This is a genomic window from Streptosporangium sp. NPDC051023 (genome assembly GCF_040689595.1).
Lineage (GTDB): Bacteria > Actinomycetota > Actinomycetes > Streptosporangiales > Streptosporangiaceae > Streptosporangium.
In genome coordinates, this window is record NZ_JBFBCE010000001.1 from 172,465 (window position 1) to 185,278 (window position 12,814).

Here is a 12,814-nt window from a genome sequence, read left to right on the forward strand (position 1 = left end):
GTGAGGTCCGGGGATGGCTTCCCGGTCTCGGAATCCCCGGAGGTTTCCGGGGCCGGAGGCCTCGTGGCGTGGGGCCCCGAGCCTCGAAAGGCTCGGGGGCGAGGGTCACGGTTTGAGGGTCAGGCTGTGGACGGCGGCCTTTCTGATGGACTCCTCGCGGGCGAGCATGGGGGTGGTACTCCCGCTCGCCCACAGCGGCGCCTGGTCCCAGTAGTTGTCGTGGAAGGCGTGGCCTGAGGTGCCCGTCAGGTTGATCCACCGGGACTTGTCCAGGTCGGAGAGGTCGACGATCATCCGCATCGACGGCAGCCAGTTGACCGCGTACCCCTCCTGGACGTCCCAGCCCGCCGCGTCGACCGCGTCGTCGCTGCCCGGGACGGGGAACGGGCCACGGTTGAACAGCCACTCGATCGGGGCGATCCCGGAGGAGCCGAAGGTCTGGCTGGTCAGCTTGAGCGTGTGCAGGTCACCCCAGCGCCAGGCCTTGACGTCCCGGCCGAGACGCTCGGCCAGCTCGTCGTAGGCCGTCGCCATGGCCCGCCGCAGCATGTCGTCACGGGTCTCCCGCTGTGGCGTCCGCGTGTCGTCCCAGAACGGGTCCTCCGGCCTGTCGAGCATGACGCGGACCACCTCGAACCACCGGTCGCCGCCGGTCGGCCACGCCCCTTCGGGCAGGTCGTCGTTGAAGGTCTCGATGAGCAGGTGCCGCCAGACGGCGTTGAAGTACGCCGCCGCCCCCGATCCCGTGTCCTGCGAGCCGTCCCAGACGCGCAGACGCTCGCGGGCGTCGGCGGCGGGGCCCGCCACCTTCAGTGCCATCAGCCTGGGCACCAGGAACTCGGCGAAGCCGTTGTGGGTGTCCTGCTGCACCGTGCTCATGGTCGTCGCGTCGACCTTGCCCTTCTTCAGCTCGGCCTCGAGGCGGTCCAGGATGCGCTGGGAGCGGTAGCCGTACGCCCAGTCCTTGGTCAGCATGTGCGGGTAGCGCTCCGGGTCGATGACCGCGTTGTTCGCGGTCACGATGTAGCCCTCCGGCGGGTTGTAGAGGCTGGGCAGCTCGTCGAAGGGGATGGTCGACTGCCAGGAGTACTCGCCGGTCCAGCCGGGGACGGGCCAGGTGCCGTCACCCCTGGTCCGCACCGGGATCCGGCCCGGCGCCTGGTAGCCGATGTTGCCGTCGACGTCGGCGTAGATCAGGTTCTGCGAGGGCACCTCGAACTTGCTCGTCGCGGTCCTGAACCCCTGCCAGTCCTGCGCGGCGTCGAGCTCGAAGATCGCGTCCGCGGTCCTGCCGGGTTCGAGCGCCGTCCACTTGAGGGCGACCGCGTCCGCCTGCTCCTTGAAGATCGTGGCCGTGCCGGGCAGGGCGTCCTTCGCGTTCCGCATGACGTCGGAGATGATCGGCCCGTGCATGGTGTCGCGGACCCTGAGCATGACCGGCTCGCCGCCCGCCACCTCGATCTTCTCGACCCTCGTCGTGAGCGGTTTCCACTCGCCCATGAACAGGTAGGAGTCGTCCTTCACCCGTTCGAGGTACAGGTCGGCGACGTCGGGGCCGAGGTTGGTGAACCCCCAGGTGATCCGGTCGTTGTGCCCGATGACCACGCCGGGCACTCCGGAGAAGGTGTACCCGGTGACGTCGAACGGGCACTGGGCGCTCCTGGTACGGCAGTGCAGCCCGGCCTGGTACCAGACCGAGGGCATGCTCGCCCCCAGATGCGGGTCGTTGGACAGCAGTGGCTTGCCGGAGACGGTGTGCGCGCCGCCGACCACCCAGGAGTTCGAACCGATGCCGTTGCCCCCCTTCGGGTCGCCCATCAGGCTCGGCACCGCGCCGACGGCCTCGGCCGCCCTGGTCAGCGCCCTGGGGTCGACGGGGGGCTCCGGCTGCGAGGCGCTCCTGCTCGGTTCCTCCCGCTGGTCGAACCCGTGGTCGGTGACCGACCCCCTGGTGACGATCGGCTGGTGCGTGCCGAAGGGATAGCCGGGCCAGAGCTGCTCGACCCGCTCACGCGGCAGCCTGCTCGCCGCGAGCGCCCTGCCGAGCTCCTCGGACAGGTTGGAGCGCAGGTCCCAGGCCATGGCCTTGAGCCAGGCGACGGAGTCGGCGGGGGTCCACGGCTCGGGCTGGTAACCGGAGTTGGTGAGCCTGAGCACTCCGTACTCCAGGCTCTTTCCGAGGGCGCCCTCGTGCTGCCCCATCCAGGAGTTGACGCCCTTGGCGTAGGCGTCGAGGTAGCGCCGGGTCTGCTCGGAGAGCATCGGCAGCTCCTGCTCGGCGATCTTCCGCCAGCCCATGGTCCTGACGACCTTGTCCTCGACGAGGGTCGCCGAGCCGAACATCTCGGAGAGGCGTCCCGCCGTCACGTGCCTGCGGAAGTCCATCTCGAAGAACCTGTCCTGGGCGTGCACGTAGCCCTGGGCGAGGAACAGGTCCTCCGGGGAATCCGCATAGATGTGCGGGATGCCTGTTTCATCGCGATATACGGTGACTTTTCCGGCCAGGCCTGCCACCTTGAGCTCGCCCGAGAGCTGGGGGAACGACACGCGCACGGCCCACACTCCGGCTCCGGCCAGAGCCAGGGCGAGCACCACGAGGACGGTCACCACCCGCGCGAGCCATGTGAGCGGTCGGGGCATCCAGGCATAAGGCCGGAACTTCACAAACACCTCCTGTGCGGCGTGCTCGAACAAGTTTGGCAGCCCTCTGAAGCCGGGACACCGCCTCCCGAGCCGCTCCGGCACGACATGACGGCACACGATACGACGAGGTGTGACCTGGAGGGAACGCCTGCCGGACGTCGAGCGGAAAGATTCGAGCCGCGTACGGCGGCGCAGTTCCGCGCGGTCCTCGATCGCTTCCAGCGAGTCTGGATGGTCTCCGGGCCGCCGGTGGAGGAAGGACCCGCGCTGCCGGGTGCTGCTGGCCGATCCCCTCTTCCGCCGGACCCCCAGCCAGGAGGTCGGCCGCGTCTATCGCACCCTCTTTGCCAGGGCCGGGGCGGACGCCGCCAACCGGGCCTCCGCCCTGTCCCAGACCCTGGCCCGAACTGTGTCCCAGACCCTGGCCCGAACTGTGTCCCAGACCCTGGCCCGAACTGTGTCCCGGACCCTGGCCCGAACTGTGTCTCGAACCATGTCTCGCGCCGGTGTCCTGAACTACAGCGGGGTCTCCAGGACCACAGAGCGCGTGCCGAAGCCGTTGCGCTGGTAGAAGCGGATCGCGGCCTCGTTGCTCGCGTAGGCCGTCACCCCGGCGTACTGCGCGCCGTGCAGGGCCGCCCACGTCCTGAACTCCGCGACCAGCCTGCTGCCGATCTTCTGCCCGCGGTAGGCGGGCCGCACGTAGATGCTGCCCAGCGTCGCGACCGTGACCGGCCGCATCGGGGTCGGCCCTGACAGCGAGCCGGTCAGGTGGCCGACGATCCCGCCCTCGTCCTCCGCGACCATCACCAGGCGCTCCGGGTCGCCCAGCGCCTCGGCGAACCGGGCCTGGCCGTACTGTCTGGGCCAGCTCACGTTGAGGGTCGGGTCGCGGGTCCCGGCGTCCTCGGCGAAGAGCGCGGAACTGCACGCCACGACTCCGTCCAGGTCGGCGGCGGTGGCAGGCCGTACGACAATGCCGATCTCACTCATGATCGGGACGTTATCGGCCGCCACCGACATTAACCGCGATGTGCCGTCACGGCCTGCGGAAACACCGTCGCTCCACGGTCGGCGGACGGGGTTTCCGGCAGGGCGCGGCCACCCTGCCTGTCCCCGCCCGTCCCCGCCCTGTGCAGGGCCTGCCGTGGGCGGGGCTTGGGCGCCGGTGGGTTGGGGACTACCCCAGATGGGATTCGATGGCCTCGATGATGCGCGGGCGGAGTTCGGCGGCGCGGATGACGGCGTCGACGGAGCCGACCTCGACCGCGCGCTGGATGTTGTGCACGCGGTCGAACTCCGTGGCCACCTCGCCGAGCTTCTCCGCGCGGACCGACGAGCGGAGCTCGTCGAGCTCCGCGGTCAACACGGCGCGGTCGGTGCCGGAGGTGGCCGCGACGCGGGCCTCCAGGTCCCGCACGCGCGGGTCGGCCGCGGTGCGGACGTTGACGTCGCCGGAGAACACCACCGCGGCGGCGGGGGCGCCGCCGAGCACCGAGGCGAACGAGCCTTCCAGCGCGAGCACGGTCATGTTCGGGTTCAGCGCCTTCGAGAACACCACGAACGCGCCGCCGTGGTACCGCGAGATCACGCAGAACACGATGGGCCCGCGGAAGTTCACGATCGCGCGGCCGATCTCGGCGCCGTACTCCAGCTGCAGCTTCCGCATCGACTCCGGCGAGCCGTCGAAGCCCGACAGGTTCGCCAGCACCACCAGCGGCCGGTTGCCGCTGGCCGCGTTGATCGCCCGCGCGGCCTTCTTCGACGACCGCGGGAACAGGGTGCCCGCGGTGTAGGTGTCCGGGCCGTCGGTGGGCGGGAAGCCGCGCCGCGGCACCGCCCGCGACTCGATGCCGAGCAGGCACACCGGGATGCCGCCGAGATGCACGTCCTGCACCGCCGTGGTCTCCGCGTCGGCCATGCCCGCCCAGCGTTCCAGCACCGGGTGGTCCTGGTCGGAGAGCGCGCGCATCACGGTCCGGATGTCGAACGGCTTCTTGCGGTCCGGGTTGGCCTCGGCGGAGAAGATCTCTCCGACGGTGGTGAAGTCGCTGTCCACCACGGCATGCGGGAAGGCGGAGATGTCGCGGTCGACGGGGTCGGTCGTCCTCGCCCGCCGCGGTGCCTCCTCACCGGGGGCGACGTAGGTGTGGTCGTAGTACGACATCAGCACGTCCCGCGCGGCGGTCAGGTTTGGCGCCCAGTACTGCGCCTGCCCGTTCGGGCCCATCACCCGGTCGTAGCCGCCGATGCCGAAGTTGTCCTCGGCCGACACACCACCGGAGAAGTCGAGCGACTGCTTGCCGGTGAGCACCATCGCCGAGTCGGGCGTCATCACCAGGATGCCCTTGGTGTGCATGAGCATCGTCGCCTCGGCGTTCCAGTACGGCTGCGCGCCGACGTTGATGCCCGCGACCACGATGTTGATCTCGCCGCCGTCCTGGGTGAACTCGACGATCCGCTTGAGCGCCGCGGCCACCCAGTCCATGTTCTCCGTGCCCGACTCCATGGAGATTCGGGCGCCTGCGGACAGTGCGTACCACTCCAGCGGCACCCGCATCCGCTCGGCCAGGTCCAGCGCGGCGATCACACGGCGGCACTCCGGCTCCGACAGCGCGCCGAGTGACTTCGTCGGGTCGCCGAGCAGCACGACCCTGGTGACGCCCTGAGGGTGCCGCAGGGTCGGCGTGGTGACCACGCCCGCGACGATCGCCGCGGTGTTGCGCCCCTTCGGCCGGTCGACCGGCACCAGCGCGTGGTCGTCGTCGAGGTCGTGCTCGGCGAAGTCGCCGAGCAGGCCGGTCAGCTCGTAGGGGTACACCGTGTTGCGGCTGCTCGCGCGCAGCACCTTCTGCCGGTAGTCGTCGAGTGGCTCGACCGGCTCGTCCGACGGCTCGCCGACGGTCAGCTCGGTGCCGCCGGTGGCGTCGAAGGAGATGCGCACGGCGATCTTCTTCAGCTCGCCGGTCTTCCGGTCGCGCTGCCGCGCGATGAACAGGATCTCCTCCAGCCCGGCGCCCGCGATCGTCGGCAGCACGCGCCCGGCGATCATCTCCAGCTCCGCGCGGGTGATGTCGCTCGGCGGCCAGACGTAGATCACGATCCGGTTGCTGTTGAAGCGGTTCTTCGACGGTCGCCGCGACTGCGCGTGGCGGATCGAGTCGAGGCAGGTGGCGATGATGTCCTCGGCCGTCGGCAGCGCGACCAGCCTGCCGTCGTGCTCGCGCAACTCGGTCAGGTCGCGCACCTGCGCGAACGCGACGAGGCGGTCGTCCGAGGGGTTCTCCCGCGCCACGCACCGGAAGAGGTAGACCTCCTCGTCCGACGACGGCAGCCGGGTGAGGTCGAACTTGCTCAGCCGCTCCATCTGCATCCGCTGCGCGATGTACGGGTGCAGGCCGCGGATCAGCCGCTCCTCGGTCATCCCGGTGGCCGACGGGCGGAACGTGAAGTGGTGGTGCATCACCGCGCCGCCGCTGCCCGCGACGGTGGTGGTGAGTCTGCGGACCTGGTCCGGCAGCGGGTAGGTGCTGACGACCTCGTGCAGCGCGGCCGCCATCGCGCCGAAGTCCTCCGGCTGCTTCTCCCAGGAGAGATAGATGTCGGCGTCGATGGCGTCCTCACCGCTCGCCAGCTCCGCGAGCCCGCTCAGCGTGTCGCCCAGCGCCTCGAAGCTCACCGCGGCGGAGACCACGGACGAGTCCGCGCGCTCGGCGACCACGAACGTGCAGCCCGCGACCTCGCTGGTGCGGACGCCGGTGAGACCCTTGTTGCCGTAGTAGCGCCGGGTCAGCACCTCCAGCATGATCGAGTTGTCCAGGTTGTCACGGGTGAGCCGCTGGCCGAGCAGCCGCACCAGCGGCTCGGTGCTGCGCACCATCTCGGCGACGCGCTCGGCGCGGTCCGGCGAGTCCGGGTGCGCGTCCAGATGGCGCAGGTGCTTGCGGACGTCGGCGTAGACGCGGGCGCGGTTGCGGCGCAGCAGCGGCTGGCCGAACCAGGCGAAGACCACGCCGCGCGCGAGGTCGGAGACCACGGGGAAGCGGACCTGTGTCGCGGCCACCAGCCGCTCCAGCGCGAGACCGGCGGGCTCGCGCAGCGTCTCGTCCGGCGGTGACTCCCGCAGCCATGCGCGCAGCAGCGTCGTGATGACCGTGGCGTCGGCGGACGCGCGCTGCTGGGCGAGGAAGATCCGGAAAACCCCGGACTCGAGCTCGGGGGAGCGCTCCAGATCGGTGACGCCGTAGTGCCCGAGCGCCGTGGCGAGCTTGGCCTGGAACGCCTCCGGCAGCCCGGCCCGTTCGACGTCGAGGCTCTGCAGGTAGGTGTGGAAGTACTCGCGGGCGCTGTACACGTGGCCGTCGCCGCCGTCCTCGCCCGCGGGCCGGTTGCGGCTCAGCTCGGCGAGGTCGGCGAACACGCCGACGAGTTCGAGCTCCTCGGCCAGTGGCCGGTGGCCTTCCTCGGTGGCCGCCCGGCGCGCGGTGACGTAGTCGTCGAGCACCCGGCGTTCGTCGTGTGGGTCGACGTCGAAGCCCAGCAGCAGGCCGCGCAGGTCCTCCTGGCCACGCCTGGCGCGCTCCCGCGCCGGGACCCTTCCGGGCGCGGCGGGCAGGTCCAGCTCGACGGACTCGGCGGCCGAGGTGTCCTCGGCTTCGGCGTCGTCGTCGGCGAGCGGCTCCAGCCGCAACAGCGGCGCGCCGGTCTCCACCTGGCTGCCCACGGACACGGCGCATTCCCGCAGCCGCGCCTTGAACGGCGCCCGCAGCACCGTCTCCATCTTCATGCTCTCCAGCACCAGCACCGGCGCGCCCGCCTCGACCTCGGCGCCGACCGCCAGCGGCGTGGCGACGACCAGCGCGGGCGCGGGCGAGCGGACGACGCCGCCCTCGTCGCGGCTGATCCGGTGCGTCACGCCGTCCACCTCGACCAGGTGGGTCGGCCCGTGGGTGCCGGTGAGCAGGCGGTACCGGGTGCCGTTGACGATGATCTGCCCGGTGTGCCGGTCAAAGCGGTCGAGCTCGACGTCGGCGACGTGGACGTCGCCACCCGCTTCGAGGCCGACGCGGAACCGATGCGCGCAGACCCGCGCGACGCGCACGCGGTAGCCGACGCCACGCAGCTTGAGGTCCAGCGGCCTGCCGCTCTCGTGCTGCACCTGCGGGCGCCCGCCGAACGCCGTCGACAGCAGCCGCTGCCGCTCGACGCGCTCCTCCTCCTCGTACGCCTCGATGGCGGCGGCGGCCAGCGCGACGGCGGAGTGCCGATGCGAGACGAGCCTGCCCTCGCCGCGGACGCGGTCGATCCAGCCGGTGTCCGCACTGGCGTCGATCACCTCGGGCTGGTCGAGCAGGTCGAGCACGAAGCTCTTGTTCGTCGTACCGCCCTCGATGATCACCTTGGTCTGCGCCATCGCCCGGCGCAGCCTGCCGAGTGCCTCGTCGCGGTCGCGGCCGTAGGCGATGATCTTCGCGATCATCGAGTCGAAGTCGGCGGGGATGGTGTCGCCCTCGCTGACGCCGGTGTCCACGCGGATGCCAGGCCCGGCGGGCAGGTCAAGCCGTACGACGCGGCCGGGGGAGGGCGCGAAGTCGCGGTCGGGGTCTTCGGCGTTCAGCCGGGCTTCGATGGCGTGCCCGCGCTCCAACGGCGGCTCCCCTTCGAGCCTGCCGCCGGATGCCACCCACAGCTGCGCCTTGACCAGGTCGAACCCGGTGGTGGACTCGGTGATCGGGTGCTCGACCTGCAGACGGGTGTTGACCTCGAGGAACGCGAACAGCTTGTCGCCGGGATGGTAGAGGAACTCCACGGTCGCCGCGCCGCGGTAACCGACCGCGACGGCCAGTCGTTCGGCCGACGACTTGAGCTCGGCTGTCTGCGCGGGGTTGAGCACCGGCGACGCCGACTCCTCGATGACCTTCTGGTTGCGCCGCTGCACCGAGCAGTCGCGGACGCCGAGCGCCCACGCGGTGCCCTCGCCGTCGGCGATCACCTGGACCTCGACGTGCCGGGCACCGGTGACCAGGCGCTCCAGGAACACGATGCCGCTGCCGAACGCCCGCGCGGCCTCCTGGCTGGTGCGCTCGTAGGCGTCGGCGAGCTCGGCCTCGTTCGTGATCACGCGGATGCCACGCCCGCCACCGCCCGCCGTCGCCTTCAGCATCAGCGGATAGCCGATCTGGGCCGCCGCCGCCAGGGCGGCGTCCAGGCTCTCGACCGCGCCGCGGCTCCACGGCGCGACCGGCACGCCGACCTCCTCGGCGATCAGCTTCGCGCCGATCTTGTCGCCGAGCTTGCGCATGGCCTCCGGGCTCGGCCCGACGAAGGTGACTCCGATCTTCTCGCACAGCTCGGCGAACGCCGGGTCCTCCGCGACGAAGCCCCAGCCGACCCATGCGGCGTCGGCCCCGGTCTCCACCAGCGCGCGCTCCAGCGCCTTCAGGTCGAGGTACGGGCGCGCGGACGCGGGACCGAGGTCGTAGGCGATGTCGGCCTCGCGCACGAACGTGGCGGTGCGATCGACGTCGGTGTGCAAGGCGACGGTTTCGATCGGTGTCCCGGTCTCCGCAGCCAGGTCCCGGACGGCGTGGATGAGCCGCATCGCGGCCTCACCACGGTTGACGATGGCAACACGATTGAACACTCGATCGACCCCTCTTGTTGACTGTGCGCGCCTTCCCTGCGGCAGCCCCCTCGCGCCTGTACAGCCTTACCTCTACTGGCCGGTAGGGGAATGCCGCTGAAGGAGCACATCACGGCTCCGTAGTTGTGGAGAACGACCAAAAGCACGTGTGCGCGAGCACACAGGGTTGGCGTGGTTCGCCGTACGGTCACCGCGGTGTGACCGGTGTGACAGGCGGGGCGCTACGACCAGCTCTGTCCCTCCGGGGTGTCGGAGACCCGCACGCCCAGGGCGGCCAGCTCGCCGCGGAGGCGGTCAGAGGCGGCCCAGTCTCCGGCCTCGCGCGCCCGGAGGCGCTGTTCGAGCAGGTCGGACGCGCCGGGCGGGAGGCTTGGCAGCCTGCCGATGTCGAGCGACAGGTCCAGGCCCAGGATCTGGTCAAGGTGGAGGAAGGCCTCGAACCGGGAGCCCGGCGCGACCGAGTCGTCGCGTTCGAGCTCCCGCAGCAGGCGCAACGCCAGCGGCGTGTCGAGGTCGTCGTCGAAGGCGGCCTCGATCCGGGAGACCCGTTCGACGGGCATCGGGCGGCTCGGCGACTCCGACCACTCGGCGACGCGCCTGCGCCAGCGCCGCAACGCCCTGTCGGCGGCTCGCAGGGTGTCCCAGGTGAGGTTCATCTGCTGGCGGTGGCGGTGTTCGAGCAGCGCCAGCCGTACGGCCAGCGGATCGAGACCCGCCCCCGCCACATCGCCGAGCAGGACCACGTTTCCGGTCGACTTGGCCATCTTGCGCCCGTCGAACAGCAGGTGCTCGCCGTGCACCCAGTGGTCGACCACCTCGTGCCCGGCCGCGGAGTCCGACTGGGCCCGCTCGTCCTCGTGGTGCGGGAAGCGCAGGTCGATCCCGCCCGTGTGCAGGTCGACACGCTCGCCGAGGAACCGCAGCGACATGGCGGAGCACTCGATGTGCCAGCCGGGGAAGCCCCGGCCCCACGGGGTCTCCCAGGTCATCTCGCGATCGGAGGGCTTCCACAGGGCCCAGTCGGCGTGGAAACGCTTGCGCGGGTCCACGCCCTCGATGCGGTGGCCGGGTTTGAGCCGGTCGAGGCGGTTGCCCGAGATCTCGCCGTAGGCGGGGAAGGAGGCGGCGTCGAAGAAGACGGACCCGTCGGGGGTCGCGTACGCGTGCCCCTTCTCGATCAGCTTGGCGATCATCTCGACCATCAGATCGATGGTCTCCGTCGCCCTGGGGGAGTGCTCCGGCGGCCGGATGTTCAGCGTGGCCGTGTCGGCCCTGAACGCCTCCTCGTAGAACCGCGCGATCTCCAGGCCGGTCCGCCCCTCGGCGCGGGCCTGGAGCAGGATCTTGTCCTCTCCGCCGGGGTCGATCTCGGAGTCGTCGACCAGATGCCCGACATCGGTGATGTTCCGGCAGGCGACCACCCGGATCCGGTGCCGCTCCGCGACCCTCCTGATCAGGTCGGCCAGCAGGTAGGAGCGGAGATTGCCCACGTGCGCGTGGCGGTAGACGGTCGGCCCGCAGGTGTACATCCGCATTGACCTGGCGCCCTGCGGGACGACCGGCTCGATCTGGCGGCGCCGTGTGTCATACAGCCGTAGCATTCTCCGAGCCTATTGCCAGGCGGCGCCCCCAGGAAGGTCACGGGCCCCCGCCCTCCGGTGGGACACCTCAGGCGGTCCCCTCGAGGAAGACGAGGATGTCGCGGTCGCCGCGGTCGCGGAGACGGGCCACGACCTCCTCCCTGCCCGAGCCGTCGGGCAGGCCGATGCGGGCGCCGATGAGGCGGACGCCCTCGGCCTCAGAGGCGACGGGAGCGGTGTAGCCGATCAGGTGCAGGGCTCGGTTCAGCGCGGGCAGGCCCGCCGCCGCCGCGGGAAGGTAGCGGGTCAGCAACTCGCCGCCGTCCGAGACCGTCAGGAAGACGTGGTCGCCCTCCGCCGCGTTCGCGGCGACCAGGACCGGACGGATGGAGCCCATGGTCGGCTGGTTGTGCCAGCTGATCACCACGTCGCCCGAGGGGGTCGAGGCCGTCAGCTGGCCGCCGGGGGCCATGCCCAGGTGCGCGGCGAAGCCCGTCGGCAACGGGGACCCCGAGCCGCGCAGGTGCTCGGCGTTGACGTCGACCCGGTGCCACCAGCGCCCGTCGCGGCTGCGGAAGCAGCGCCTGGTCGCGGAGACGTCCCTGCGTGGCTGGTAGTCGGGCTGCTCGGCGCCCGCGACCCTGATCCAGCCGCGCTGGGTGCGCTCGAAGCCGGGACCGCCCGCGTAGGCGCGGACCGAGCTCTCGCTCACGTCGTAGCGCGAGGTCAGGCTCGTGACGATCGTGTTGACCGAGGCCTCACCGTTCGCCCGCTCGATCTCGCGGACGATCATCTCCCTGATGCCCAGGTACTGCTCGCCGCCCCACCGGGACAGGCCGTACTTGTTGCGGTCGAGCCGTAGGAAGCGGTCGTCGGCGGTGAGCTGGTTGCGGATGCCGACCAGGCTGTAGTCCTCGCCGATGCGCTCCTGGATCTCCTCCGGCGTCAGCGCGCTGCCCGCGACCGCGAGTACGGCCTCCGCCTTGTCGTTGACGCTGCGCGGCCACGGCACGACGTGGTCCTCCAGGACCCGTAGCTGCGGCACGGCGATGAGCCACCGCTCGGCCACGTCCTCGCGGATGCCGAGCTGGCTGACCAGCGTGACGGCCTCGTCCAGCGGGCGCGGGCCGTCGGTGAACAACTGCCTGGTCTTCTCCCGCAGCTCGTCCGCGCCGCCCGCGACGAGCCAGCCGTCCACCTGGTCGTAGCCGGTCAGCAGGGTCCGCACGAACCGCCAGGCCGGGATGCCCAGCGTGGTCAGGTCACCGCGGTGCCACGGCACCGCGGCCGCCAGGTCGTCCGCGGGCACCGCGGAGCCGAGACGGCCGCGCAGCCAGGACACGTGGCCGACCAGCGGGGCCGCGTCCTCGCCCGCGAGCCAGGCCTCGACGTGGTCGCGCAGGTCGCGCTCGATCTGCCGGATGCGTTCCCTGGTCACGGAGAACCGCTGGGCCAGGTCGTCCAGCGTGGCCCGCTGCGAGGCGTACAGACGGTCCCTGGCGATCGCCCGCTGCCGGTCGTCCAGGCTCGCGAAGACCTCGTCGATCAGCTCGGGCAGTGGCCGGTCGGGGCGGGAGGGACGCACCTGGGCGACGCTCTCCTCGGTCACGGGCTCAAGGAGGCGTTCGAGCACTCCGGTGAACAGCTTGTGCACCACCTCGCGACCCAGGCTCTCGGGCGTCCTGACGCTCGAAGCCGGGTCGGCGAACCTGAGCAGAGGTAAAACGTCGCCGAGCATCAGGTGTCCCCAGCACGTCAGGGCGAGGTCGGACAGGCGTCCGGCGACCTCGGACGTCCCGATGGTTGAGCAGGCTCGGTCGAGCGGGAGCGCCTGCCACCACGCCTCGGGGAGACGGGGGTCGGTTGCGATCGGCGCTACCTGGCCAGGAGAGGTCCAGCGCAGGGGTGGCGCGATGTCGCTCAGGCTGAGGTTCATTGAGGTCCAACC

General features: G+C 71.1%; 5 protein-coding genes. All 5 read right to left on the minus strand.

The annotated features are described in order from the left end of the window. Nucleotides 1-105 precede the first annotated feature (105 nt). The 5 genes from AB0395_RS00820 to AB0395_RS00840 all read right to left on the minus strand — a co-directional run bounded on the left by AB0395_RS00820 (nucleotide 106) and on the right by AB0395_RS00840 (nucleotide 12,802). Complete coding sequence (locus AB0395_RS00820; protein WP_366275725.1) at nucleotides 106-2,640, minus strand: penicillin acylase family protein; 2,535 nt, start codon at nucleotides 2,638-2,640, stop codon at nucleotides 106-108. A gap of 519 nt (nucleotides 2,641-3,159) precedes the next feature. Continuing rightward, a complete protein-coding gene (locus tag AB0395_RS00825) occupies nucleotides 3,160-3,636 on the minus strand; it encodes a GNAT family N-acetyltransferase (protein ID WP_366275727.1) in 477 nt (158 codons plus the stop codon). 187 nt (nucleotides 3,637-3,823) lie between these two features. Beyond that, nucleotides 3,824-9,286, minus strand: a complete 5,463-nt coding sequence (locus tag AB0395_RS00830; protein ID WP_366275728.1) for a carboxyl transferase domain-containing protein — start codon at nucleotides 9,284-9,286, stop codon at nucleotides 3,824-3,826. 221 nt (nucleotides 9,287-9,507) lie between these two features. Beyond that, nucleotides 9,508-10,887, minus strand: coding sequence for a cysteine--tRNA ligase (gene cysS, locus AB0395_RS00835; RefSeq protein WP_366275729.1), 1,380 nt, complete (start codon nucleotides 10,885-10,887; stop codon nucleotides 9,508-9,510). A gap of 67 nt (nucleotides 10,888-10,954) precedes the next feature. After that, nucleotides 10,955-12,802 (minus strand): sigma factor-like helix-turn-helix DNA-binding protein, encoded by a 1,848-nt coding sequence (locus AB0395_RS00840; protein ID WP_366275730.1) that lies wholly within the window; start codon nucleotides 12,800-12,802, stop codon nucleotides 10,955-10,957. Between the last annotated feature and the right edge of the window lie 12 nt (nucleotides 12,803-12,814).

What these genes read in the sequence shown, in the direction of transcription:
- AB0395_RS00840 (WP_366275730.1), bottom strand. Translation starts at nt 12,802, where the DNA reads ATGAACCTCAGCCTGAGCGACATCGCGCCACCCCTGCGCTGGACCTCT.
- AB0395_RS00825 (WP_366275727.1), bottom strand. Translation starts at nt 3,636, where the DNA reads ATGAGTGAGATCGGCATTGTCGTACGGCCTGCCACCGCCGCCGACCTG.
- AB0395_RS00820 (WP_366275725.1), bottom strand. Translation starts at nt 2,640, where the DNA reads ATGCCCCGACCGCTCACATGGCTCGCGCGGGTGGTGACCGTCCTCGTG.
- cysS (WP_366275729.1), bottom strand. Translation starts at nt 10,887, where the DNA reads ATGCTACGGCTGTATGACACACGGCGCCGCCAGATCGAGCCGGTCGTC.